This is a genomic window from Bradyrhizobium sp. NBAIM08 (assembly GCF_020193935.1).
In the GTDB taxonomy this organism is placed as follows: domain Bacteria; phylum Pseudomonadota; class Alphaproteobacteria; order Rhizobiales; family Xanthobacteraceae; genus Bradyrhizobium; species Bradyrhizobium yuanmingense.
Genome location: NZ_JADYVR010000002.1, coordinates 773,583 through 798,915, shown reverse-complemented (window position 1 = coordinate 798,915; position 25,333 = coordinate 773,583). Strand labels below are relative to the sequence as shown.

Genomic DNA, 25,333 nt, shown 5'->3' with positions numbered 1-25,333 from the left:
CAGCGGAACGGCCGCGCTGGGACGCCCGCGCGGAGCATGACAGAGCGACGGCCTACTTCTGCTGCTGCGGCAGGAAGGTCGGGCCGACCGAGCGGATCGGCTTGTTCTCCGACGCGGGGCTCGCGTCCGCGGGTGGCGTGGCGACCGGTGCGGCAGCAGTTGCTGGCGCAGGAGCCGCGCCTTTCTTGGCATTGGCAGGCTGCGGCGCGCCCTTGTTGAGTCGTTGCTGCTGCATCTTCCTGGCGCTTTCCTCGGTGACGATGATGTCGCCCTGCTGCTCGGCCGCGGCCTTGTCGTCGGCCGATTTCAGCGCATCCGCCCAGGTCTGTCCCGCCGCCTTGCAGGAGCAGGACGGGTTGAACTCGCTGCGGAATTTGAATGCGGTCGGCAGCGCCGTGTAGGGCTGGCCGCCGATCGAGACCGCAGCGTTCATATCCTCGCCGGGATTGCGATGGCTGTAGAGCACGGCTTCCGCCGCCGGGCACAGCGCCTTGCAGGTCTTCTCATCGTCAGGGAAGCGCGCCGGCACGGTGGCAAAGGAGATCGGGAAATAAGCGCCGTCGCAGGTGCGCACGCAGACGGTGCGGAAGGTGCCGGATTGCGGGCCGAGATCGGAGGGCGGCATGGCCTGCGGATTGTTCGGATTGTTGCCGCCGAACAGATTGCTGAGGAAGTTGCCGCCGCCCTGCTGCTGCACGGCATTGGCATATTGCGGGCCGCAATTGTTCTGCGCCAGCGCCATCAGCACCGAGCGGCGCTGGTTGTCGCGCTCCGGGTTGGCGCCGGGGCCGCCGCGCAGCCGCTCGAGGCTGCCGGTAATCTGGTCCAGATTGGCGCGCATCTGCTGGATCTGGGTGTTGACCGGGCCGCACTGCGCCGACTGGCCGTTGAACAGCGAGAAGAAGCCGGAGGAATCACAGCCCATGCGCTTGGCCTGCATGGTGACACGGTCGAGCTCGGCCTGCTGCTTGGCCTGGGAATCCTGGTAGCGGCGAATCTGCTCTTCGCGAGCGGCATCACCTCCGCCGCGATCGAGCGCGGCGAGCTGGGCTTCCAGCCGCACGCACATCGGGTTCGGTCCGAGCCCGTTCTGGCCGGGCTGGGGCGGCGGGCCGGCCTGCGCCAAAGCGCCATCGGCGAGCACGAGTGTGCCGAGGAGCACGGTGCAGGCAAGGAGGGAGCGGGCACGGAGGAGAGAGAAGAATTCAGGCATATCCGCCATTCTAGCGAGGTCACGGCCCAGCGTGATCATCCAAGTGGGGTGGGGGCCGAAGCGCGCCCTCCCAATAGCCGCTTCCTGCGGCATCGTCACGTCGTTTCAGGGGCCGAGCTGGTCCTAAGGTCCGCCAGCTCCGAGGGAATTCAGCGCTGGCAGGTGATTGCGACATATTCGTCGCAATGGCCATGGGAGCAGTTTGTGCCGGATTTGGGGACGGAGCCGGTAATTTCATCGGGATCGACCCGGCGATAGCTTGATGCCCTCGCAAAATCTCGTGACTGGCAATAGGTGCGCGCCGCGGAGGCGCCGCACGTGTCGCCCTTGGTGTCGTTCTTGGCCAGGCACTGGTCGGCGATGATGAAGACGCGGGTCTCGGCGCACGCCTGAGGTGCTGCAAGGAGCGAGGCGCTGAAAATGAGCGCGAGCAGGGATCGCATGAAATTACCGGGGGCAAAAAATTGGGAACCGCAGGTTCCAGAATGGCCTCAAATGGTTATGGGATCATGAACCCTCCGGGCAGGCCGCGCTCCGTGCGGGGGCAAAAACGGCATTTTCGCGGCCCTTGACGCCGGGGCCCGTGGTGGCCCATATGTGCCCGCATGAACGGTCTCCTCGCCATTTGCGCCATTTGCCGCGAGATTACGAGCTAGCGATTCGCTGGCTGGAGCCGTCTTTTCTCAAACACATTGAGAGCCTTGGACGCCCGGCCGAGAGGGATGGGTTGTCATGGAATTGCGTCTTTACGATACGCTGAGCCGGGAAAAGCGCACCTTCGTGCCGCTCGATCCGAACAACGTCCGCATGTATGTTTGCGGACCGACGGTCTATGACTTCGCCCATATCGGCAATGCGCGGCCGGTGATCGTGTTCGACGTGCTGTTTCGGCTGCTGCGCCACATCTACGGCGAGGCGCACGTCAAATATGTCCGCAACATCACCGACGTCGACGACAAGATCAACGACCGCGCCGCGCGCGACTTTCCCGGCCTGCCGCTGAACGAGGCCATTCGCAAGGTCACCGAGCAGACCGGCAAGCAGTTCCATGCCGACGTCGATGCGCTCGGCGCGCTTCGGCCGAGCGTCGAGCCGCGCGCCACCGAGCATATCGGCGAGATGCGCGAGATCATCGAGAAGCTGGTCGCCGGCGGCTTTGCCTATGTCGCCGAGGACCACGTGCTGTTCTCGCCGCAGGCGATGAACGCGGCCAATTCCGCGCTGCCGCGCTATGGCGCGCTGTCGAAGCGCTCGCTCGACGAGATGATCGCCGGCGCGCGGGTCGATGTTGCGCCCTACAAGCGCGATGCGACCGACTTCGTGCTGTGGAAGCCGTCGAAGCCGGGCGAGCCGTCCTGGCCGTCGCCATCCGGCATCAAGGCGGAGGGGCGTCCGGGCTGGCACATCGAGTGCTCAGCGATGGCCTGGAAGCATCTCGGCGAGCATTTCGACATCCATGGCGGCGGCATCGATCTCGTGTTTCCGCACCACGAGAACGAGGTCGCGCAGACCTGCTGCGCCTTCCATCGCGAGCGCATGGCGAATTATTGGATGCACAACGGCTTCTTGCAGGTCGAGAGCGAGAAGATGTCGAAGAGCCTCGGCAACTTCATCACGATCCACGAGCTGCTCAGGGATTGGCCGGGTGAGGTGCTGCGCCTCAACATGCTCAAGACGCATTACCGCTCGCCGATCGACTGGACCATGAAGTCGCTGGAGGAGAGCGCCAAGACGCTCGACGACTGGTACCGCGTCGCGGCCGATGCCGCGCCCGGCGAGCCGGCTCCGTCGGTGGTCGAACCGCTGCTCGACGACCTCAACACGCCGCAGGCGATCGCGGCGCTGCACGGCCTGCGCGGCAACGATATCGCAGGTCTTGCGGGCTCGTTGAGGCTGCTCGGATTCCTCTCCGAGAGCGCGGCGCAGTGGGAAGGGCGCAAGCAGCAGGCGAGCGGGGTCGACGCCAAGGAGGTCGAGCGCCTGCTCGCGGAGCGAACAGCTGCGCGTAGCCGCAAGGACTTTGGCGAGTCCGACCGCATTCGCGATCTGCTCGCTGCGATGGGCGTCGCGATCAAGGACTCCAAGGAAGGCACCACCTGGGAGATCGCCCGATGAAGCGCCCCGAGACGCCGTTTCCGCGGCACTGGCTCTATTACATCGCGCTGAAGATCGGGCTGCTCGCCGGCGCAGTGGCGATCGTGCTCAAGCTTTATGGGGTGTGGTGAGGACGATGGGACAGACTTTGCCAAAGCCCGCACTGAGGCCCTTCCTGCCGGCGGATGTGCCGATGCTCGCCGCGATCTTCGCCGCCAGCATCGAGGAGTTGACCGGCGACGATTATAGCGAGGCGCAGCAGGAAGCCTGGATGGCGGCGGCCGAGGACGAGGAGTTCGGCAAGCGGCTTGCGTCCGACCTGACGCTGATCGCGACGCTGGAAGGCTCGCCTGTCGGCTTCGCCTCGCTGCGCGGCAATGATCACATCCGCATGCTCTATGTGCATCCGGCCGTGGCCGGGCAGGGCATCGCGACCATGCTGGTCGACGCGCTGGAGAAGCTCGCCGGCGGCCGCGGCGCCAAGAGCCTCTCGGTCGACGCCAGCGATACCGCGGAGGGCTTCTTCGCCAAGCGCGGCTACACCGCCCAGCAGCGCAACAGCGTCACCATCAACGACGAGTGGCTCGCCAACACCACCATGAAGAAGACGCTCGGAGCGGGGCAATGAGCAAGCAGCGTCTCTATCTGTTCGACACCACGCTGCGCGATGGGGCGCAGACCAACGGCGTCGACTTCACGCTGGCGGACAAGCAGGTCATCGCGGCGATGCTCGATGATCTCGGCATCGACTATGTCGAGGGCGGCTATCCCGGCGCCAACCCGCTCGACACCGAGTTCTTTGGCTCCAAGCCCAAGCTCAATCATGCGCGCTTCACCGCCTTCGGCATGACGCGGCGGGCAGGCCGGTCGGTCTCGAACGACCCGGGCGTCGCGGGCCTTTTGGAAGCGAAGGCGGACGCGATCTGCTTCGTGGCGAAGGCGTCGGCCTATCAGGTCCGCGTGGCGCTGGAGACCACGAAGGAAGAAAATCTCGCCTCGATCCGCGACAGCGTCGCGGCGGCGAAGGCGGCCGGCCGCGAGGTGATGCTCGATTGCGAGCATTTCTTCGACGGCTACAAGGAAGACGCCGCCTTCGCGCTTGCCTGCGCCAAGGCCGCCTTCGATGCCGGTGCGCGCTGGGTGGTGCTGTGCGACACCAACGGCGGCACCATGCCTGATGAGGTCGAGGTCATCGTCAGAGACGTGACCAGGCACATCCCCGGCGATCACGTCGGCATCCACGCCCATAACGACACCGAGCAGGCGGTGGCCAATTCGCTCGCCGCGGTGCGTGCCGGCGCGCGGCAGATCCAGGGCACGCTGAACGGCCTCGGCGAGCGCTGCGGCAATGCCAATCTCTGCTCGCTGATCCCGACGCTGAAGCTGAAGACGGGGTTTGCCGACGCTTTCGAGATCGGCGTCACCACCGAGAAGCTGGCGACGCTCGTCAAGGTGTCGCGCACGCTCGACGACATGCTGAACCGCGTGCCGAACCGGCATGCTCCTTACGTCGGCGAGAGCGCCTTCGTCACCAAGACCGGCATCCATGCCTCCGCCGTGCTGAAGGATCCGCAGACCTACGAGCATGTGTTGCCGGAGCTGGTCGGCAATCACCGCAAGGTGCTGGTGTCCGACCAGGCCGGGCGCTCCAACGTCATCGCCGAGCTCGACCGCGCCGGTATCCCCTACGAGAAGAGCGATTCGAAGCTGACGCGTCTCGTCGAGGAATTGAAGGAGCGCGAGGCGGCCGGCTATGCCTATGAATCCGCCAACGCCTCGTTCGAGCTCCTGGCGCGCCGCACGCTCGGCAAGGTGCCGCATTATTTCGAGGTCGAGCAGTTCGACGTCAACGTCGAGCAGCGCTACAACGCGCTCGGCGAACGCGTCACGGTGGCGCTCGCGGTGGTCAAGGTCGACGTCGCCGGCGAGCATCTGATCTCGGCGGCCGAAGGCAACGGTCCCGTCAACGCGCTCGACGTCGCCCTGCGCAAGGACCTCGGCAAGTACCAGAAGTTCATCGAGGGCCTGACACTGATCGACTATCGCGTCCGTATCCTCAATGGCGGCACCGGCGCGGTCACGCGCGTGCTGATCGAGAGCGAGGACGAGAACGGCGATCGTTGGACCACCGTCGGCGTGTCCCCGAACATCATCGATGCCTCGTTCCAGGCGCTGATGGATTCGGTAATCTACAAGCTCGTGAAGTCGGACGCGCCGGCGTAACCCCCACGACGACTGTCATTCCCCGCGAAGGCGGGGAATCCAGTACGCTGCGGCCCATCGATTTATCTACTGCTGTCACGGAGTACTGGATCGCCCGGTCAAGCCGGGCGATGACACCGAGGATGGGGAAAGGCACGGCCATGATCGACCACATCTCCGTCGGCGTCAGCGATCTCGATCGCGCCGCAAAGTTCTACGAGGCGACGCTCGCCGCACTCGGCCTCGCGCGCCTCGTCACGCGGCCGCGGACGATCGGGTTTGGCAAGGCCTATCCGGAGTTCTGGATCAATCTGCGCGAGGGCATGCCGCGTATCGCGCCGGAGAGCGGCGTGCACATCTGCCTGCGGGCGAAAACCGCGGCCGAGGTCGATGCGTTTCACGCAGCTGCGCTGTCCGCTGGCGGCGCCTCCGACGGCGCACCGGGCCTCCGCCCGCACGATCGCGTGCGCTACTACGCCGCCTTCGTCACCGATCCCGACGGCAACCGGATCGAGGCGGTGACGTTTCCGCAGGAATAGGGTCGGTCTAAAGCGCGATGCGATTAGGATGGATCGTCATCGCGCTTTAGGTTGTTGTTTGAGCATGATCTTTTCGGAAAACCGCTTCACACTTTTCCGGATCATGCTTTAGAGCCGCCGGGCCACGTCGGGCGCGAGATCGCGCTGGTCGTCAGGGATCTGCGCCGCCGCGGCGCGCAGCCGTGGGATGATCTCCTCGACCTTGTCCGCCTTCAGGATATCGACGGTGAGGCCGGCACGGATGAACTGGGTCTGCCGCATGTGGGCCACCAGGGAGAACAGCGGCTCCCAGAAGCCGTCGACATTGGCGAGCAGCACGGGCTTGGCGTGACGGCCGAGTTGCTGCCAGGTCAGCTGCTCCACCAGCTCCTCCAGCGTGCCGAGCCCGCCGGGCAGGGCCACGAAGGCGTCGGAGCGCTCGAACATCAGCCGCTTGCGCTCGTGCATGTCGGGTGTGACGACCATCTCCTGCACGCGCGTCAGCGCATTCTCGCGCATCCGGAGGAAGTCGGGGATGATGCCGGTGACCATGCCGCCGTGATCCAGCACGGAGGTCGCAACCGCGCCCATCAGGCCGAGCGAGCCGCCGCCATAAACGAGACGGATCTTGTTTTCCGCCAACGCTCTGCCGAGCGCCTTCGCTGCTTCAATGAAGTTGGGATTTGTTCCAGGGCCGGAGCCGCAATAGACACAGACGGTTTTGATCGTGCTCATTGGTGCCATGATGCATTGCAGCGAAGTGGCGTCAAGCCCAAACGGTGATTCGATACTTCCGGGAATTTACCGGTAAATCGCGACAAACAATCTAGGATTCGCCATCTGGCGGGGTGCGCGGGCATCGGGAAGGCTCTATATGACGGGCGAAAATCGTTAATCGCAGTTGCGCCCGCACCCGGCGGGCTTCGGGTTTGTTGATGGACCAACCTCAATCGTTCGACGGCGCCGACGTTCCTGATCCTTCCGTGGCAGGACCGCAGGCCGGGGCCACGCTGATGGGCACGCTGGCACATCTGTGGCCCTACATCTGGCCCGGCGACCGTTCCGACCTGAAGATGAGGGTGGTCTGGTCGCTGGTGCTGCTGCTCGCCGCCAAGCTGATCACGCTCACCGTGCCGTTCAGCTTCAAATGGGCGACGGATGCGCTGACCGGCGCCAACACCGCCCCGGTAGCGGCCGACAATTGGCATCTCTGGGTGATCGCCTCGCCCTTGCTGCTGACCGCGAGCTACGGCGTGATGCGCATCCTGATGGCGGTGCTGACGCAATGGCGCGACGGCATCTTCGCCCGCGTCGCCATGCATGCGGTGCGCAAGCTCGCGACCCTCACCTTCATCCACATGCACGAGCTGTCGCTGCGCTTTCACCTCGAGCGCAAGACCGGTGGCCTCACGCGCGTGCTCGAGCGCGGCCGCGAGGGCATCGAGGTCATCGTGCGCATGGTGATCCTGCAGCTGATCCCGACCATCGTCGAGGTCTCGCTGCTGCTGGCGGTGCTGCTCTGGCAATTTGACTGGCGTTACGTGGTCGCGACCCTGATCACGGTCACGCTCTACATGTACTACACCTACGTCGCGACCGAGTGGCGGATCGGCATCCGCCGCAAGATGAACGATTCCGACACCGAGGCGAACACCAAGGCGATCGACTCGCTGCTCAACTACGAGACGGTGAAGTATTTCAGTGCCGAGGCACGCGAGGCGCAGCGCTACGACAGGTCGGTCGAGCGCTACGAGGAGGCGAGCGTCCGCACCTACACCTCGCTCGCGGTGCTCAACACAGGCCAGGCGGTGATCTTCACGCTGGGCCTGACCGCGACCATGCTGATGTGCGCGATCGGCGTGCGCAACGGCACCAACACGGTCGGCGATTTCGTGCTGGTCAACGCCATGATGATCCAGCTCTACCAGCCGCTGAACTTCATGGGCATGGTCTATCGCGAGATCAAGCAGGCGATCATCGACATCGAGAAGATGTTCGGCGTGCTCAGCCGCGAGGCCGAGATCAAGGACGCGCCTGGCGCGAAGCCGCTGGTCATCTCCGCCGGCACGGTGCGCTTCGAGGACGTGCGCTTTGCCTATGAGCCGGCGCGCCCCATCCTCAAGGGCATCAGCTTCGAAGTGCCGGCCGGCAAGACGGTTGCCATCGTCGGCCCCTCTGGCGCCGGCAAATCGACCATCTCGCGGCTTCTGTTTCGCCTCTATGATGTCTCCGGCGGCAGGATCCTGATCGACGGCCAGGACATCCGCGAGGTCACGCAGGCCAGCCTGCGCGCATCGATCGGCATGGTGCCGCAGGATACCGTGCTGTTCAACGACACCATCCGCTACAACATCCGCTACGGCCGCTGGGACGCGACCGATGCCGAGGTCGAGGAGGCGGCGCGGCTGGCGCAGATCGACCACTTCATCCGCATGGCGCCGAAGGGCTACGAGACCCAGGTCGGCGAGCGCGGCCTGAAGCTGTCGGGCGGCGAGAAGCAACGTGTGGCGATCGCGCGCACGGTGCTCAAGGCGCCGCCGATCCTGGTGCTCGACGAGGCGACCTCGGCGCTCGACACCCATACGGAGCACGAGATCCAGGGGGCGCTCGACCGCGTGGCGAAGAACCGCACCTCCCTGGTGATCGCGCATCGGCTTTCCACCATCGTCGGCGCCGACGAGATCATCGTGCTGGACCAGGGCCGCATCGCCGAGCGCGGCACTCACGCGAGCCTGCTCGCGCAGGGCGGGCTCTATGCCAGCATGTGGAACAGGCAGCGCGAGGCCGAGGAGGCCCGCGAGAAGCTGGCCAAGATGGCCGACACCAATGCCGCGCCCAACCGGGAGCCGCCGCCGGTCGATGATAGCCTGACGACACCCGCGGCGGCGGAGTGACCTTGTCTCCGGTCCCAAGTCTGGCCTAAACAAAGTCTGGCCTAAACAAAGTCTGGCCTAAACAAGCCCGCGCGACGACCCCGTGGCATCAACCCCGACCGGCAAAAAGCAATGTCCATTCTCGATTCGATCCAGCGTCAGATCCCGCCGATCCACAAGGAGGGCTATCCCTTCATCGGCGCCTTTGCGCTGGCGAGCCTGCTCCTGTTCTGGCTGTGGTCGCCGCTGGGGTGGATCGGCACGATCCTGACCGTTTGGTGCGCGCTGTTCTTCCGCGATCCCGTCCGTGTGACGCCGGTGGGCGAGGGTCTCGTGGTGTCGCCGGCCGACGGGCGCGTCTCCATGATCACCATGGCGCTGCCGCCGGCCGAGCTTGGGCTGGGCGACCGGCCGCTGCCGCGCGTCTCGATCTTCATGAGCGTGTTCAATTGCCACGTGAACCGCGCGCCCGTGGCGGGCAGGGTGGATCGTATCGCCTACCGGCCCGGCCTCTTCATCAACGCCGAGCTCGATAAGGCGAGCGAGGACAACGAGCGCAACTCGCTGGTGATCACGACGCCGACGGCGCGGATCGGCGTGGTCCAGATCGCCGGCCTGGTCGCCAAGCGCATCGTCTGCTTCGTCAAGGAGGGGCAGGCGATCGGCGCCGGCGAGCGTTTCGGCCTGATCCGCTTCGGCTCGCGCCTCGACGTCTACCTGCCCGTGGGTACCAAGGCGCTGGTCTCGGAAGGGCAGACCGCGATCGCCGGAGAGACGATCCTGGCCGACCTTGCCGGCGACGACCCGGGCCGCGCGTTCCGCGCCAATTAACCAATAGTCGGTGCTCGCAGGCGTTCCGCCGCAATGGCGGAGGGCGGCGCGGCTTGCTATATCTCGCCTCGAGATAAGGACGAGCCATGACGCCTTACGATTTCAAGGATCCCGACGTCCGCCGCCGGCGGTTCCGACCGATCCCGGTGCGGATGCTGGTGCCCAACGTCATCACGCTGCTGGCGATCTGCGCCGGCCTGACCTCGATCCGCCTGTCGATCGAAGGACGGATGACGCTCGCGGTCTATGCCATCGTGTTCGCCGCCGCGCTCGACGGCATCGATGGCCGCATCGCGCGCATGATCAAGGGGCAGTCGAAGTTCGGCGCCGAGCTCGACAGTCTCGCCGACTTCGTCAATTTCGGCGTGGCGCCCGGCCTGATGCTGTATTTCTGGCAGCTGCACGAGCTCGGCAATGCCGGCTGGATCGCCGCCATGGTGTTCGCGATCTCCGGCGGCCTGCGGCTCGCCCGCTTCAATGCCACCATGGACGATCCGAACAAGCCGGCCTTCGCCGCCAATTTCTTCACCGGCGTGCCGGCGCCCGCCGGCGCGATCACCGTGCTGCTGCCGATCTATGTCGCGTTCCTCGACGTCGGGCGCACACCTGCGGCGGTGACCGCGGCCTACACGCTTCTGATCGCGTTTCTGATGGTGTCGCGCCTGCCGGTGTTCTCCGGCAAGACCAAGCGGATGCGCGTGCCGCCCGAGCTGGTGCTGCCGGCCTTCGTCGCCGTGATCGTCTTCATCGCGCTCCTGATCGCCTATCCCTGGCACGTGCTGTCGATCGGCACGGTGGTGTACCTTCTCGCGCTGCCGCTCGGCTACAAATCCTATCGCGACCAGGCGCGCGCGATGGAAGCCACCGCGCCGGCGGGAGGCGAGGTCCCGTCACCGCCCTCGGCGCCGACGCTGGCGAATTTGTCGGAGCCGCCGCAAGACGACGATCGGCCCGGACGACTGCACTAAAGCGCTCCTCGCGGATATCTGCCATGAAGCCCGCCTGAGTTGGGTCGAGATCCGATCTCGGCTATATCGCCCTGTGCCGGCGGCATCGCGCAATCAATCGCCGCCAACCTGGGAGAGAACGCCGTGACCAATTCCGCGACCGGGCCGCTGCCCGCTTCCGTCCTCGAAGCGCTGGGCCGTTACGATACGCCGACGATCTGCAACGCCATGGAGATCGTGGCGCCCGAGCGGCGGCTGATCGGCTACACCACCAAGCAGCTGGTCTGTCCGTTTCCCGACCTGCCGCCGATCGTCGGCTATGCCCGCACGGTGACGATCCGCTCGGTTCTGAAATCATCGCTTCCGGCCGAGGAGCAGTCCAGGCGCCGAATCGCATATTACGAATATGTCGGCACCGGCCATGGTCCGCGCATCTCGGTGATCCAGGACATCGACGGACCCGACGTCGGCTATGGCGCGTTCTGGGGCGAGGTACAGAGCAACGTGCACAAGGCGCTCGGCTGCCTCGGCGTCATCACCGACGGCTCGATCCGCGACATCCCGCAATGGGCGCCAGGGTTCCAGGCGCTAGCCGGCTCGATCGGCCCGTCGCACGCCTGGGTGCACGCGGAAAGCTTTGGCGGCGAGGTGCGCGTCGCCGGCATGACCGTGAAGTCGGACGACCTCATCCACGCCGACCGGCATGGCGCCATCGTGATCCCGCTCGACCTTGCCGCAAAGCTGCCGGAGGCGGCCGAACTGTGCGGCCGCCGCGAGACGCCGATCCTGGAGATCGCCCGCAGTCCCGACTTCTCGCTCGAGAAGCTCAAGGCCGCGCTGAAGCGCTCTGCGGAGATCCATTGACGGCTGCTGGAGCGTGATCCGGAAAAGTGTGTAGCGGTTTTCCGAAAAGATCATGCTCAAACAATAACCTAAAGCGCGATGACGATTGATCCTAATCGCATCGCGCTTTAGGGCAATCTACGGCCCGGACGACGGCCGAATGCCGCCTTGCTCGGTCAGAAGCAGGGCGACTTGATCCGGTTCTCCGAGCACGGCGGCTGCGCATCCGATCAGGGTGAAGCCGCCGGCAAGGTCCCAGAGGGTGATATCGTCTGCGCTGTTGGCGCTGCGCATCAACCGCGCCGCGAGCACGGCGAAGGCGGCCTCGATAAAGAGCAGCACGCTGAACGCCGGAAGCACGAGTTCCGCCTCGAGCAGGTGGAACGCCAGCGCCGCGGGCAGCGCCGTGAGTAGACCGAATAGCATCAACATCGCGCTGGCTCCGCGATTGGCCCTGTCGCAACGCTAGCAGACACCAACTGATCCCCGTCCACGATGTGGCGGAGGGCCGCAGCCGACGTGACGTGGTGGGCGCCTGATTATGGTTAGCGAAGGGTTGAAATTCCTATCGCTGGACGGCAACCGGGACAAATTGCGGCGGCAGGCGGCACATCGTCGAGACTTAACCTTTACGCGCCTTTAAGGGCGGCGCTCTAGGGTCTGCGATGCGGTTCGGGGTTGAGCCGCGCCAGCGGCCAGGACGGCCGTTGTTGCGTAGGCGTTGGAGTCGATCATGGATATCGCAACACTTGTCGGCCTCGTCGCAGGCGCCATTGTTGTGTCGTCGCTGATCCTGATGGGCGGTACGTTCGGGATGTTCTACGACATCCACGCCGTCATCGTCATCTTCGGCGGCTCGTTCGCAGCGACGATGATCCGCTTTCCTTTGTCCGCGATGATCCACGGCGTGCCGCTGGGCGCGAAGTTTGCTTTCACCCTGAGCCGCCTGTCGGCTCACGACCTTGTCGACGAGCTCGCCCGCATCGCGGAAATCGCCCGCAAGCAGGGCCCGGTCGGACTCGAAAAGGTCGAGACCGACGAGCCCTTCCTCGCGAAGGGCATTCGCTATGTTGCCGACGGCTACGACCTCGATTTCATTCGCGACAATCTGGAGCGCGACCGGGACAACTTCCTGATGCACCTCGACGAAGGCAGCAAGATCTACCGCGCCGTCGGCGACTGCGCCCCGGCGTTCGGCATGATCGGCACGCTGCTTGGCATGGTGCAGATGTTCTCCAACATGTCGGATCCCTCCAAGCTCGGCCCGTTCATGGCCACCGCGCTGCTGGCGACCCTGTACGGCGCCGTTGTCGCCAACCTGATCTGCTTGCCGATCGCGGACAAGCTGCACGGCAAGCTGCTGGACGAAGAGACCAACCGCACCTTGATCATCGACGGCATCCTGATGATCCGCGACTCCAAGAGCCCGACCCTGGTGCGCGAAATGCTGCTGGCCTATCTGCCGGAGAAGCATCGTCACACCGAAGGCGAGCCGGTGCCGGCTTGAGGCCGCCGCCTGGATTTTGAGAGATGGCCAAGAAGAAGCGCGGCAATGCTCACGGTGGCGGCCACGGCTGGTTCGTGACCTTCGCCGACCTGATGGCGCTGCTGCTGGCGTTTTTCGTGATGCTGGTCGCGTTCTCCACGCAAGACGCCAACAAGCTGAAGATCGTCGCGGGCTCGATGCGCGAGGCGTTCGGCGTGCAGACCGAGGCGCGCTACTCCGGCATCGTCGAATCCGACGGCCTGCCGACGCGCCCGCGGCTCAAGAACGTCGACCACATCCAGCCGGAAGATGCCTCCAACACGCCGACGCCAGATCAGGAAGACCGCGAAAAGACCTCCGGCGCGAAGATCAAGGTCGACCGCAATTTCGCGCTGGCCGCAGCCTCGCTGCGCCAGGCGTTGCAGGACATGCCGGAACTGACCGAGATGTCCAAGCACATCATGTTCGAGGAGACCAAGCAGGGCCTGAACCTCGAGATCGTCGACCAGGACGGCCGCTCGATGTTCGCCGACGGCTCCAAGGTGCCCTATGACCGCACCCGCCGCCTGGTCGAGAAGCTCGCGATCCCGCTCAAGGCGACGCCGCTCCGCGTCTCCATCGCCGGCCACACCGCGGCGGGGTTCGTGCCGACCCGCAGCGACTATGGCGCCTTCGATCTGTCGGCCGATCGCGCCAACGCCGTGCGCCAGATCCTCGAGCGCCAGGGCCTGCCGCCGTCGCACATCTTCGCCGTCTCCGGCAAGGCCGATACCCAGCCGCTGTTTCCGGACGATCCCTCGCTGGCAGCCAACCGGCGGGTGACCATCACCTTGATGCGCGAAGATCCGCCGCTGCCGCCGAATCTGAGGCCGTAACCCCCTTGCGCTACCATCTTACCTGAGGCATGTCGTCGCGCGGGCGATGAGCGTGGCTGTGGCGTCACAGCATCCGGCTCGGCGCCTGCTATGATGGTGCGCCGATTGACAGGTGCACCGGAAGCGTCAAAAGGCGCCGGATCAATTTCAGGAACGAAGCGTTCTCCACCTTCATGACGGCGAGCATCACACAGGCCGAGACCCAGGACGGGCGGCCCACCGCAAGTTTTTGGGCCCTTACGCTCGGGAGTGTCGGCGTCGTCTTTGGCGATATCGGCACTTCGCCGCTCTATGCATTCCACGAGGCGGTCAAGGCCGCCGCCCATGGCGAGCCCGTCTCGCGCGTCATCGTGCTCGGCGTGCTCTCGCTGATCCTGTGGGCGCTCCTGATCGTCGTCACCGCCAAATATGTCCTCTTGCTGCTGCGCGCCGACAATAACGGGGAGGGCGGCACGCTCTCGCTGATGGCGCTCGGCCAGCGCGCGCTCGGGCGGCGAAGCTGGGTCCTGCTCGCGCTCGGCGTGATCGGCGCTTCGATGTTCATCGGCGATTCCATGATCACGCCGGCGATCTCGGTGCTATCGGCGGTGCAGGGCCTCAAGCTCGCGACCCCCGCGCTCGAGCACTATGTCGTGCCGCTCACCGTGCTCATTCTGGTGCTGCTGTTCGCCGTGCAGAGCAAGGGAACCGCATTGGTCGCCTCGGCCTTCGGGCCGGTGATGGTGGTCTGGTTCACTGTCATCGCCGTGATGGGGGCTGTCCACATCGCCGACGATCCCACGGTGCTGGCGGCGATCAATCCGTACTATGCGGTGCAGTTCGTGCTGTCGCACGGTGTGATCGGCCTCGTGACGCTCGGCGCGGTGTTCCTGGCGGTGACGGGCGGAGAGGCGCTTTATGCCGATCTCGGCCATTTCGGCCGCAAGCCGATCCAGTCGGCCTGGATGTTTTTCGTGCTGCCGGCGCTTCTAGTCAACTATTTCGGGCAGGGTGCGCTGGTGCTGTCCGATCCCAGCGCGATCGAGCATTCGTTTTATCGCATGGTGCCCGAGAGCCTGGTCCTGCCGCTGGTCGGACTCGCGACGGCCGCAACCGTGATCGCGAGCCAGGCGGTGATCACCGGCGCCTATTCGCTGGTCCACCAGGCCGTGCAACTCGGGCTCCTGCCGCGTTTTGAGGTGCGTTACACCTCCGAATCCCATGCCGGCCAGATCTATCTGCCGCGCGTCAACCGCCTGCTGCTGATCGGCGTGATGCTGCTGGTGCTGCTGTTCCACACCCCCAGCAATCTGGCTTCCGCCTACGGTATTGCCGTCTCCACCACTATGGTCGCCGACGGCATCATGGGCTTCGTCGTGATCTGGAAGTTGTGGAACTGGCGCGCCGCGACGGCCGCAGCCGTGATCGTCCCCTTCGTCATCGTCGATTTGAGCTTCCTCAGCGCCAACCTGCTCAAGCTGCTCGAAGGTGCCTGGGTGCCGCTGCTGTTCGGCATCGTCATGGCCGGGACGATCTGGACCTGGCGCAAGGGCTCCGCAATCCTGATCCAGAAGACCCGCCGGATCGAGGTGCCATTGGACGATCTGATCCGCAGTTTGGAGAAGCGGCCACCGCACATCGTCAAGGGCACCGCGGTGTTCCTGACCAGCGATCCGGCGTTCGTGCCGACCGCGCTCCTGCACAATCTCAAGCACAACAAGGTGCTGCATGAGCACAACGTGATTCTGACCATCGAGACCGCGCAGACGCCTCGGGTCGATCTGTCGGAGCGGTTCAGGATGGAGAAGATCAGCGAAAAGTTCTCCAAGGTCCGCTTGCGCTTCGGTTTCATGGAGCAGCCGAACGTGCCGAAGGCGCTCGCCATCGCGCGCAAGCAGGGTTGGCAGTTCGACATCATGTCGACGTCGTTCTTCGTGTCGCGCAGGTCACTGAAGGCCTCGGCACAGTCGGGCATGCCGCTCTGGCAGGATCATGTGTTCATCGCGCTGAGCCGGTCGGCCAACGATGCCACCGACTACTTCCAGATCCCCACCGGCCGCGTGGTTGAAGTCGGAACCCAGGTCACCATCTAGAATGCAACTGGCGTAGCCATGCATATTTGCATGGCTACGGCCCAGAATCGGGCTAGGCCATGCCGGTGGCGCAGGACTATAAGCCGCGCGCTCTTCCGCCGTTGTGCAGTGAAGCATTTTAGAGGCCATCGGGCTCTCCCATGACAAGCGACGTAGCAGTTCCCGCCCCGGAAACGGTGGCGGCCAATGGGCATGGCGATGCCCATACCACCGCCGGTTTCGGCGCGCTGACGCTCGGCAGCATCGGCGTCGTTTACGGCGACATCGGCACCAGCCCGCTCTACGCGTTCCGCGAGGCGGTGATGGCGGCCTCGGGCGCGGACGGGTTGCCGACGCCGGCAGCGGTCCTCGGCGTGCTCTCCCTGATCCTGTGGGCGCTCATCGTGGTGGTGACGCTCAAATACGTCGTGATCCTGCTCCGCGCCGACAACAACGGCGAGGGCGGCACGCTTGCACTGATGGCGCTGGCCCAGCGGGCGGTTGGCACCGGCCGCGGCGGGGCCACCATCGTCCTGCTCGGCATCATTTCCGGAGCTTTGTTCTACGGCGATGCCGTGATCACGCCGGCGCTCTCCGTGCTGTCGGCGATCGAGGGCATGAAGGACGTCACGCTAAGGTTCGAGCCCTACATCGTTCCGCTGACGGTTGTGATCCTGGTCGGCCTGTTCGCCGTGCAGTCCCGCGGCACGGCGCGCGTTGCCGCCTTCTTCGGCCCGATCATGTGCGTCTGGTTCACGGTTCTGGCGGTGGCGGCGATCCCTCAGATCGCCCAGCAGCCGCAGGTGCTGCTTGCGCTCAACCCGCTCTACGCCGTGAGCTTCATGCTGCACCATGGCATCGTCGGCTTCGTGACGCTGGGCGCGGTGTTCCTGGCGGTGACCGGCGCCGAGGCGCTCTATGCCGATCTCGGCCATTTCGGCAAGCGGCCGATCCAGACCGCTTGGCTTACCATCGTGCTGCCCTCGCTGGCGCTGAACTATCTGGGGCAGGGCGCGCTGGTGCTCGGCGACCCCGGCGCGATCGTGAGCCCGTTCTTTCAGCTGTTCCCGCAAGGCTTCGTCCGAGGCTGCATGGTCGTGCTCGCCACCATGGCGACCGTCATCGCGAGCCAGGCCGTCATCACCGGCGCCTATTCCCTGACGCGCCAGGCGATCCAGCTCGGGCTGCTGCCGCGCTTTGAAATTCGCCATACGTCGGAAGCCCATTCCGGCCAGATCTTCATTCCGCGCATCAACCAGCTGCTGCTGGTCGCGGTGGTGCTGCTGGTGCTGCTGTTCCGCTCGTCGAGCGCGCTTGCATCCGCCTATGGCATCTCCGTCACCGGTACCATGGTGGTCACGGCGATGATGGGCTTCGTCGTGGTCTGGAAGGGCTGGCGCTGGTCAGCGCTTGCCGCCGGCGCGCTGATTGCGCCGTTCCTGTTCCTCGATCTGACCTTCCTGAGCGCGAACCTGTTGAAGGTGTTAGAGGGCGGCTGGGTGCCGATGGCGCTCGGTGCGGTCATGATCATCTTAATGTACACATGGCGGCGCGGCAGCCGGCTGTTGTTCGAGAAATCGCGCAAGCTCGAGTTCCCGCTCGCCGATCTCGTGGCGATGCTGGAGAAGCGGCCGCCGCAGCGGGTGCCCGGCACTGCGGTGTTCCTGACCTCGGACCCGCTCAGCGCGCCGACCGCGCTGATGCATAGTCTGAAACACTACAAGGTGCTGCACGAGAAGAACGTCATTCTCACCATCGAGACCGCGCAGACCCCGCGGATCGATCCGGCCGAACGGGTGAAGCTGGAGCAGATTTCACCGACCTTCTCCAAGGTGACGCTGAAGTTCGGCTTCATGGAATCGCCCAACGTGCCGAAGGCGCTCGCGATCGCCCGCAAGCTGGGCTGGCAGTTCGACATCATGTCGACCTCGTTCTTCCTGTCGCGCAGGGCGCTCAAGCCCGCCGCCCATTCCGGCATGCCGCGCTGGCAGGACCGGCTGTTCATCTCGCTCAGCCGCTCCGCCAACGACGCCACCGACTATTTCCAGATCCCGTCCGGCCGTGTGGTCGAGGTCGGTACGCAGGTGACGATCTAGGGCAGCGACCTCAGGGCCTGGGATTCAAAGCGGACTTCAAGTCGCTGCGATTTAGCTTTAACTTGCGCCGCGCGGCTCAAGCCTTTGTGGCGCTTGATTTTCGTCTCCCGAGAGGCGAGGTTGCCGCCGGCCGGGATCACCCCGGCATGCGGCCCGCGACGTTGGAGGATGATGTGGCAAATCAAGTGCAGGATCTGACCCCGGACGAGGTCGCCAAGGGTGTCGCGGAAGGGCGTTATCTGCTCGTCGACGTCCGTGAGCCGAACGAGGTCGAGGCCGAGGCTTACCCTTACGGCGTCGTGGTTCCGCTCTCGACCTTCGATCCCAAGGCGATCCCCGATCCGCAAGGAAAGCAGGTCGTGTTCGCCTGCCGCTCGGGCAAGCGTTCGGTGACCGCCTCGCTGGCGGCGCAGGCGGCGGGCCTGCCTTACGACAAGCATCTGGCCGGCGGCATGCTGGGCTGGAAGGCGGCTGGGCTTCCCAGCAAGGTCGGTGGCTAACCGCGCAATGACGACCAAGAGCTCTTCGCTGAACAAGGTCTTCGCCGACCTTCCCGTCACCATCTTCGAGGCGATGTCGCAGGCCGCGCGCGACAACAATGCGATCAATCTCGGCCAGGGTTTTCCGGATGATCCCGGCCCCGAAGACATCCGCCGCGCCGCGGCCGAGGCTTCGCTGAACGGCTACAATCAGTACCCCTCGATGATGGGCCTGCCGGAGCTGCGCCAGGCGATTGCGACCCATTACGGCCATTGGCACGGCCTCAAGCTCGATCCGATGAGCGAAGTGATGGTGACCTCCGGCGGGACCGAGGCGCTGACCTCGGCGATCCTCGCGGTGGTCCAGCCCGGCGACGAAGTGGTCTGCTTCCAGCCGGTGTACGATTCCTATCTGCCGATCATCCGCCAGGCCGGCGGCATTCCGCGCTTGGTCCGGCTCGAGCCGCCGCACTGGCGGCTGAATGAGGACATGCTGAAAAGCGTGTTCAATTCAAAGACCAAGGCGGTGCTCTTCAACAACCCCTTAAATCCCAGCGCGGTGGTCTATCCGCGCGAGGACCTCGAGCTCTTGGCGCGCTACTGCCAGGAGTTCGACGTCATCGCGATCTGCGACGAGGTCTGGGAGCACGTCACCTTCGACGAGCACAAGCATATCCCGCTGATCACCATTCCCGGCATGCGCGAGCGCACCATCAAGGTCGGCTCGGCCGGCAAGATCTTCTCGCTGACGGGCTGGAAGATCGGCTTCGTCTGCGCGGCGCCACCGCTGCTCCGCGTCGCGGCCAAGGTGCACCAGTTCCTGACCTTCACCACCGCGCCGAACCTGCAGGCCGCGGTCGCCTATGGGCTCGGCAAGTCCGACGACTACTTCCTGTCGATGCGCAAGGACCTGACGCGGAGCAGGGACCGGCTGACCAAGGGACTGGAGAGCCTCGGCTTCCCCGTGCTGAAGTCGCAAGGCACCTACTTCCTCACCGTCGACCTGTCGCCGCTCGGGCTCAACGAGAGTGACACTGAGTTCTGCTGGCGCATCGTGAAAGACTACAAGGTCGCCGCGATCCCGGTCTCGGCGTTCTACGAGCAGGACCCGGTCACATCAGTGGTGCGCTTCTGCTTTGCCAAGAAGGACGAGACGCTCGACACCGCACTGGAGCGGCTGTCGGACGCGGTGCGTGGACGCAAGAGGTAGACAGAGATGACGAACGTCGGCCGCTCCGGCTTTGGCCTTGGTTTCGCGATCGCCGCCGCGCTGACGTTGCTCTCCGCTCCCGCAGGTGCCGAGGAGCGGGTCGTCAATTTCTACAACTGGTCCAACTACATGGCGCCTGACGTCCTTGAGGCCTTCACCAAGGAGACCGGCATCAAGGTCGTCTACGATACCTTCGACGCCAACGAGACGCTGGAGACGCGCCTGATGGCCGGCAAGTCCGGTTATGACGTCGTGGTGCCTACCGCTTATTTCCTGCAGCGCCAGATCAAGGCCAACATCTTCCAGAAGCTCGACAAGTCGAAGCTCCCGAACCTCGCCAATGCCTGGCCGGTGGTGACGCAGCGCCTCGCCACCTACGACCCCGGCAATGTCTACGCCGCCAACTACATGTGGGGCACGACGGGCATCGGCTACAACGTCGCCAAGGTGAAGCAGATCCTTGGGGTTGATGCGAAGATCGACAGCTGGGACATCGTCTTCAAGCCGGAGAACCTCGCCAAGTTCAAGGACTGCGGCGTCCACATGCTCGACTCCGCCGACGACATCTTCCCGGCGGCGCTGAGCTGGCTCGGGCTTGATCCGAACTCGACCAAGCAGGCTGACCTGGAAAAGGCCGCCGATGCCGTGGCGAAAGTCCGCCCCTCCGTACGCAAGTTTCACTCGTCCGAATATCTAAGCGCGCTCGCCACCGGCGAGATCTGCTTCGTGGTCGGCTGGTCCGGTGACATCATGCAGGCCCGCGCCCGCGCCGCGGAAGCCAAAAGCGGCGTCGAGATCGGCTACACCATTCCGAAGGAGGGCGCGCAGATGTTCTTCGACAATCTCGCGATCCCCGCGGATGCCAAGAATGTTAGGGAAGCCTACGAGCTGATCAACTATCTCTATCGCCCGGACGTTGCCGCCAAGAACTCGGACTTCCTGTCCTACGCCAGCGGCAACCTCGCCAGCCAGAAGCTGGTGGATCCAAAAATCCTGAACGACAAGAACATCTATCCGGACGAAGCGACGCTCGCAAAACTGTTCGTGATCACGGCGCGCGAGCCGGCGACGCAGCGGATCATCAACCGGCTCTGGACCAAGGTGAAGACGGGGCGGTAGTAGCGCCTGTCATTGCGAGGAGCGAAGCGACGAAGCAATCCAGACTGCTTCGGTGGAACGATTCTGGATTGCTTCGCTGCGCTCGCAATGACGGAGTATTTACCGCCACCTTCTATGCAGCCACAGCCATTGCTCGGGATGCTCGCGGACCCAGCTTTCCACGACGCTCGTGATCGCCTGTGTCGTGCCCTGGATGTCGATCCTGCCGTCGGCATCGCGCACCGGCGGGATCTCCTCGGTCAGCTCGCCGCGGAAGCGGCCGTCGGGCAGGCGGATGATGCGCACGCCGTGGATTGGGCATTCGACCTGGCGCAAGAGGCGCGCCAGCATCGGATTGGCGCGGGTCTTGCGGCCGAAGAACGTGACCTCGACGCCGGCTGTCAGATACTGGTCGATCAGCATGGCGACGTGCTTGCCGTCCTTCAGCGCCTGCGCGAGCCGCAGCGGCGCGTCGCGGCCGGCCGGGATCAGCGTGCCCATGTTGACCTGGCGCATCTCCTGGATGATGCGATCGGCCGAGGCGATGTTCGGGCGGCGATAGAGAATCGCGGTGTCCAGGCCATGCGCGACCGCGGCGAGCGCCGGCAATTCCCAGTTCGCAAGATGTGCGGCGAAGATCAGCGCCGGCTTGCCGTCGTCGCGGATCTGGTCGAACAGCTCGATGCTGCGCGGGGAAATCTCGATGCGACTCTTCTCGGGGACATCGCGGGCGTAGTCCCAGACCTGGTCGATATGGGCGAACTCGGCGCCGACGCGGCCGAGATTGTCCCAGACGCCCATCAGGATCCGTTCGATCTCCTCCGGCGACTTCTCGGGGAAGGCGGCGGTGAGGTTGGCGCGGCCGATGCGGTGCTCGCGCAGGCGCGGCCCGATCAGCTTGACGGCACGCGCGAAGAAGTCCGAGGTCTTGGCCGGATCGAAATAGCGCGTGGTGCGCAGCATCGCGACGGTCGCGGCGCCGATCAGGCTGCCGCCGAGCGATTTGGCAGCCTCCCGCGCGCGGGCCTTCGTGCTCGCAGGAAGGAGCGCCATGCGTCCGGTCAGGCCGGTTCGCGGGTCAGGATCAGCGAAGCGTTCTGGCCGCCGAAGCCAAATGAGTTCGACATCACCGCGGTCACGCGCGCATCGCGCGCCTTGTTGCCGACGACGTCGAACAGGATCGTGGGATCCGGATTGTCGTAGTTGATGGTCGGCGGAATGCGCTGATGCTCGAGCGTGAGCAGCGAGAAGATCGCCTCGACTGCGCCGGCGGCAGAGATGGTGTGGCCGACCATCGACTTGTTGGAGGTGACCGGAATCTTCTGCGCGAGCTCGCCGAAAACGGCCGACGTCGTGTTGAACTCCATCTTGTCGTTCTCGGGCGTCGCGGTGCCGTGCGCGTTGATGTGGTCGATCTGATCCGGCGTCATGCCGGCATCGGCCAGCGTCTTGTTCATGCAGCCGATGATCGGCTTGCCGTCGGGCGAGGAGCGGGTGCGGTGGAAGGAATCGGTGAGCTCGCCGCAGCCGGCGATCACGCCGAGAATTTTTGCGCCGCGCGCGGTGGCGGCTTCATAGCTCTCCAACACCAGCGCGCCGGCGCCTTCCGCCATGACAAAACCGTCGCGGTTCTTGGAGAAGGGACGGGAGGCCGCCTGCGGCGGATCGTTCTGGGTCGACAGCGCCGAGAGCAGCGAGAAGCGCACCAGCGCTTCCGGGTTCACGGTGCCGTCGGTCGCGACGCAGAGCGCTGCGTCCGTCTCGCCGCGGCGGATCGCCTCGACGCCGAGCTGGATCGAGGTGGCTCCGGACGCGCACGCCGTCGACAGCGAGATCGGCGAGCCCTTGGTGCCGAAGGTCTCGGCAAGATAGGCGGCAACCGAGCCGAACATGAAGCGATGATGATAGGCGCTAAACTTGCCGCCGCCGGAGATGCGGAGCAGATCGTCATAGGTGATGTCTTGCTGGCCGACGGCGCGACCGAGCTCGCGACGCTGCGGCCATTCAACCTCGACCGGCGCCACCGCGAGGAAAAGCGGACCCGGGAAATCGGCCTTGGCGCCGATGCCGGCCTGCTCCAGCGCTTCCTGCGTCACCAGCTCGGCCATCCGCTCGGACAGAGCGGTGGAAGAGAACGGATCGGCGCTGACGAAATCGACCGTGCCGGCCATCGTGGTCTTGAGGCCGTCGATCGGAAAACGCGTGATGGTGCGGATACCGGATTCGCCGGCGACGAGCTTTGCCCAATTGTCGGATTTGCCGGCGCCGAGCGAGGTCATGATGCCCATGCCGGTGACGACGACGACGGGACGCCCGAGTTTGTCGCGTGGTGCAGTCATGTCGATCCCCGCTTGAGCTGATTAAACCGCCTCGACCAGCGCCATGCCTTCGCCGCGCCAGTGTCCGGCTCCCACCACCACGATCTGGGTGGGCGCGCCCTGCATTTCAATCTCGGTCCCCGTGGAATCATTCGGCGGGAACAGCGCGCCGCGCGAGATCGACAATGCGGCGAGGGCAATGCCGAGCGGGAATTGCGTTTCCATGGCGTGGCCGAACACCGTGCCGGTCGAGCGCACCGGAAAGTCGGCATGGTTCTTCAGGAAGTCACGCTCGTCCGAGGTCGCAGGCTCCGCCCCGGTCGCGCCGGTGATGATCGCGCCCTTGCCCTCGCGCCTGGGCAGCTTGGCCCACAGCTTCTCGAGCGTCGCGGTCATGTCGCCAGGCTGCTTGCGCTTGGCGAGGTCGGCGACGACGCTCGACAGCTTGGCGAACGGCTTGGCGCCGCGCGCTTCCGCATGCGCCTTCGACTCCAGCACCAGGAAGGCGCCGGCCGAGCCGAGCGCGAAGCCGGGATGGTCCTTGCGCGCCCACACGGGCGCGAACTTGTCCTTCAGGTTGAAATCGCCGAATTCGTAGAGGACGAGCAAGTCCTTGCGCTCGCCGTTGTGCGATCCGCCGACCAGCGCGATGTCGCTCTCGCCCGAGGCGATGCGCGCGAGCGCGATGCGGGCGGCATCGGCGCCGGCGACCTCTTCGCCCATGAAGGTGCGCGAGGTGCCGCCGAGACCGTGCACGATGGCGATGTTGCCGGCAAGCAGGTTGGAGAGCTGGGCCAGGAACAGCGTCGGCCGGAGATCGCTCATCAGCCGTTCGTTGAGGAAGCCCGGCGCGTTGGCGCCCTTGGCCTCGGCGGTGAGAATGCCGCTGTCGACGTTGATGTCGCGCTCGCCGCCGCCCGCGGCGACCACCATGTCGATCTTCGACAGGATGTCCTTGTTGCCTTTGATGCCGGCGGAATCGAGCGCAAGACCGGCGGCATAGGTGCCGATGCGCTGCCAGGCTTCCATCTGGCGCTGGTCGCCCTTCTTCGGGATCTGGCTGTCGAAGGATACCGGCATCAAGGGATGCACGATGTAGGGCGCAAAGCCCTTCTCGTCGACATTGATGCGCTTCTCGGAAAGCGCGGCCCAATTGGCGTCGAGGCCCTCGCCGAGCGAGGTGGCGAGCCCAATGCCGGTGATCCAGACCTCGGTCTGGCCCGGCTTCAAAGCGGGAGTGTCAGTCATGACGATACGGCCTGTTGCGGAAAGCCGACGCGCTCGGCGACCTTCGCCATGTATCCGCGCATATCCGCATTGGGGAAGGGAATCAGCGTGAAGGTCAGCGCCGAATTGGCGCGCAGCTTGCCGCCGACCCGGATCTTGGCCTCGGTCATGGCATAGCCGGAGCCTTCATGGGTGAGGCTCGCCTCGATGCTCATGAGGTCGCCGGGGAAGACCGAGCCGCGGACCTTGGCCTCCTTCACGGCGGCCAGGATCGGCATGCGTTCGAATCGGAACACGCCGAGTTGAAGCCAGCCCGAGGCCTGCGCCATCGATTCGATCAGGAGCACGCCGGGCATCAAGGGATAACCCGGGAAGTGCCCCTCGAAGATGGTGCTTTCCTGCGGGACCTGCGCTTCGACGACGATCGTCTTCTCGTCGACCTTGAGGTCGACGATGCGATCGATCATGTGGAAGTATTCGAGTTGCATGACTGCGCCCTTAGGCGCTCGCGCCCTTGGCCGCAACCAGTTCGTCGATGCGGGCGCACAGGTTCTTCAGCACGAAATATTGCTCGGTGGTCGCCTTGCCGTCGTTGACCTCCTGAGTCCACTTCTCCAGCGGCAGCTTGATGCCGAACTGCTTGTCGATCGCGAAGGCGATGTCGAGAAAATCGAGGCTGTCGATACCGAGATCATCGATGGCATGGCTATCCGGCGTGATCGTGTCGCGCGGGATGTCGCAGGTTTCAGCGATGATCGTGGCGACCTGATCGAATGTGGATGACATCACTAAGCCTTTGATATATTGTAGGTATTTGTCAGATTGTCCAGAGTGGCACGGTGGCTGGGCATCTCGCCCCTGATGACGCCCTCAAACCCCCCTCTGGCCGGGTCGAAAGCCCGTATATCGGAGCGCCGCCTTGAGTTCAATGGAGCCGGGCAGGCCTCCGGGGACAGCATCGGACGTGGCTGG

At 65.0% G+C, this 25,333-nt stretch carries 24 protein-coding genes; 15 read left to right on the top strand and 9 right to left on the bottom strand.

Annotated elements, in window-relative coordinates; all coding sequences use genetic code 11:
- Positions 1-52: 52 nt before the first annotated feature.
- Together I6F37_RS10030 and I6F37_RS10025 are read right to left on the bottom strand one after the other, a co-directional pair.
- Positions 53-1,222 (bottom strand): DUF2865 domain-containing protein, encoded by a 1,170-nt coding sequence (locus I6F37_RS10030; protein WP_074447864.1) that lies wholly within the window; start codon positions 1,220-1,222, stop codon positions 53-55.
- Between the two features lie 140 nt (positions 1,223-1,362).
- A complete protein-coding gene (locus I6F37_RS10025; RefSeq protein WP_225151063.1) occupies positions 1,363-1,656 on the bottom strand; it encodes a hypothetical protein in 294 nt (97 codons plus the stop codon).
- Between the two features lie 289 nt (positions 1,657-1,945).
- On the opposite strand from I6F37_RS10025, the gene cysS reads away from it, so the two are divergent.
- From cysS to I6F37_RS10005, 4 genes are all read left to right on the top strand, one after another.
- Positions 1,946-3,328, top strand: coding sequence for a cysteine--tRNA ligase (gene cysS, locus I6F37_RS10020; RefSeq protein ID WP_225151061.1), 1,383 nt, complete (start codon positions 1,946-1,948; stop codon positions 3,326-3,328).
- A 115-nt stretch (positions 3,329-3,443) separates the two neighbouring features.
- Positions 3,444-3,935 carry a GNAT family N-acetyltransferase gene (locus I6F37_RS10015; RefSeq protein ID WP_036001471.1) on the top strand — a complete coding sequence of 164 codons (492 nt, stop codon included), beginning with the start codon at positions 3,444-3,446 and terminating at the stop codon, positions 3,933-3,935.
- Complete coding sequence (cimA, locus tag I6F37_RS10010; RefSeq protein ID WP_225141430.1) at positions 3,932-5,530, top strand: citramalate synthase; 1,599 nt, start codon at positions 3,932-3,934, stop codon at positions 5,528-5,530. Before I6F37_RS10015 ends, cimA begins: the two co-directional genes overlap by 4 nt.
- 140 nt (positions 5,531-5,670) lie before the next feature.
- Complete coding sequence (locus I6F37_RS10005) at positions 5,671-6,048, top strand: VOC family protein (protein ID WP_225151059.1); 378 nt, start codon at positions 5,671-5,673, stop codon at positions 6,046-6,048.
- Positions 6,049-6,156: 108 nt separating this feature from the next.
- Here the strand turns inward: I6F37_RS10005 and I6F37_RS10000 are convergent, their stop codons facing one another.
- Complete coding sequence (locus I6F37_RS10000; protein ID WP_036001463.1) at positions 6,157-6,762, bottom strand: TIGR00730 family Rossman fold protein; 606 nt, start codon at positions 6,760-6,762, stop codon at positions 6,157-6,159.
- A gap of 200 nt (positions 6,763-6,962) precedes the next feature.
- Here I6F37_RS10000 and I6F37_RS09995 point away from each other — a divergent pair, with 200 nt between their 5' ends.
- The 4 genes from I6F37_RS09995 (at position 6,963) to I6F37_RS09980 (ending at position 11,542) form a co-directional block, all read left to right on the top strand.
- Complete coding sequence (locus I6F37_RS09995; RefSeq protein WP_225132840.1) at positions 6,963-8,921, top strand: ABC transporter ATP-binding protein/permease; 1,959 nt, start codon at positions 6,963-6,965, stop codon at positions 8,919-8,921.
- A gap of 87 nt (positions 8,922-9,008) precedes the next feature.
- Positions 9,009-9,731: a phosphatidylserine decarboxylase gene (locus I6F37_RS09990; protein WP_225126019.1), complete on the top strand. Its 723-nt coding sequence runs from the start codon at positions 9,009-9,011 to the stop codon at positions 9,729-9,731.
- 86 nt (positions 9,732-9,817) lie between these two features.
- Positions 9,818-10,699 (top strand): phosphatidylcholine/phosphatidylserine synthase, encoded by an 882-nt coding sequence (locus I6F37_RS09985; protein WP_225142783.1) that lies wholly within the window; start codon positions 9,818-9,820, stop codon positions 10,697-10,699.
- A 123-nt stretch (positions 10,700-10,822) separates the two neighbouring features.
- Positions 10,823-11,542, top strand: coding sequence for an RraA family protein (locus tag I6F37_RS09980; protein WP_036034447.1), 720 nt, complete (start codon positions 10,823-10,825; stop codon positions 11,540-11,542).
- A 117-nt stretch (positions 11,543-11,659) separates the two neighbouring features.
- On the opposite strand, the gene I6F37_RS09975 is transcribed toward I6F37_RS09980, so the two are convergent.
- A complete protein-coding gene (locus I6F37_RS09975) occupies positions 11,660-11,953 on the bottom strand; it encodes a hypothetical protein (RefSeq protein ID WP_225151057.1) in 294 nt (97 codons plus the stop codon).
- A gap of 301 nt (positions 11,954-12,254) precedes the next feature.
- On the opposite strand from I6F37_RS09975, the gene I6F37_RS09970 reads away from it, so the two are divergent.
- The 7 genes from I6F37_RS09970 (at position 12,255) to I6F37_RS09940 (ending at position 20,837) form a co-directional block, all read left to right on the top strand.
- Entirely contained in the window at positions 12,255-13,028 is a 774-nt protein-coding gene (locus I6F37_RS09970) for a motility protein A (RefSeq protein ID WP_036001447.1), read from the top strand.
- Positions 13,029-13,051: 23 nt separating this feature from the next.
- Positions 13,052-13,882 (top strand): flagellar motor protein MotB, encoded by an 831-nt coding sequence (locus tag I6F37_RS09965; protein ID WP_036001445.1) that lies wholly within the window; start codon positions 13,052-13,054, stop codon positions 13,880-13,882.
- A gap of 173 nt (positions 13,883-14,055) precedes the next feature.
- Positions 14,056-15,954, top strand: coding sequence for a potassium transporter Kup (locus tag I6F37_RS09960; protein WP_036001442.1), 1,899 nt, complete (start codon positions 14,056-14,058; stop codon positions 15,952-15,954).
- Between the two features lie 140 nt (positions 15,955-16,094).
- On the top strand, positions 16,095-18,029 hold the full coding sequence (locus tag I6F37_RS09955) for a potassium transporter Kup (protein ID WP_036001439.1): 1,935 nt from the start codon (positions 16,095-16,097) through the stop codon (positions 18,027-18,029).
- Positions 18,030-18,202: 173 nt separating this feature from the next.
- Positions 18,203-18,529: a rhodanese-like domain-containing protein gene (locus tag I6F37_RS09950; RefSeq protein ID WP_036001486.1), complete on the top strand. Its 327-nt coding sequence runs from the start codon at positions 18,203-18,205 to the stop codon at positions 18,527-18,529.
- A 7-nt stretch (positions 18,530-18,536) separates the two neighbouring features.
- Positions 18,537-19,718 (top strand): aminotransferase, encoded by a 1,182-nt coding sequence (locus I6F37_RS09945; RefSeq protein ID WP_042336240.1) that lies wholly within the window; start codon positions 18,537-18,539, stop codon positions 19,716-19,718.
- 6 nt (positions 19,719-19,724) lie between these two features.
- Complete coding sequence (locus I6F37_RS09940; RefSeq protein ID WP_036001433.1) at positions 19,725-20,837, top strand: polyamine ABC transporter substrate-binding protein; 1,113 nt, start codon at positions 19,725-19,727, stop codon at positions 20,835-20,837.
- A gap of 99 nt (positions 20,838-20,936) precedes the next feature.
- Here I6F37_RS09940 and I6F37_RS09935 read toward each other — a convergent pair whose 3' ends face one another.
- From I6F37_RS09935 to I6F37_RS09915, 5 genes are read right to left on the bottom strand one after another with little or no spacing between them, the layout of a single operon-like run.
- On the bottom strand, positions 20,937-21,869 hold the full coding sequence (locus I6F37_RS09935) for a lipid A biosynthesis lauroyl acyltransferase (protein ID WP_036034424.1): 933 nt from the start codon (positions 21,867-21,869) through the stop codon (positions 20,937-20,939).
- A gap of 8 nt (positions 21,870-21,877) precedes the next feature.
- Entirely contained in the window at positions 21,878-23,155 is a 1,278-nt protein-coding gene (locus tag I6F37_RS09930; protein ID WP_036001392.1) for a beta-ketoacyl-ACP synthase, read from the bottom strand.
- A 21-nt stretch (positions 23,156-23,176) separates the two neighbouring features.
- Positions 23,177-24,382 carry a beta-ketoacyl-ACP synthase gene (locus I6F37_RS09925; protein ID WP_036001390.1) on the bottom strand — a complete coding sequence of 402 codons (1,206 nt, stop codon included), beginning with the start codon at positions 24,380-24,382 and terminating at the stop codon, positions 23,177-23,179.
- Positions 24,379-24,849: a 3-hydroxyacyl-ACP dehydratase FabZ family protein gene (locus tag I6F37_RS09920; RefSeq protein ID WP_036001387.1), complete on the bottom strand. Its 471-nt coding sequence runs from the start codon at positions 24,847-24,849 to the stop codon at positions 24,379-24,381. Before I6F37_RS09920 ends, I6F37_RS09925 begins: the two co-directional genes overlap by 4 nt.
- Before the next feature lie 10 nt (positions 24,850-24,859).
- A complete protein-coding gene (locus tag I6F37_RS09915) occupies positions 24,860-25,147 on the bottom strand; it encodes an acyl carrier protein (protein WP_007592476.1) in 288 nt (95 codons plus the stop codon).
- Positions 25,148-25,333 lie beyond the last annotated feature (186 nt).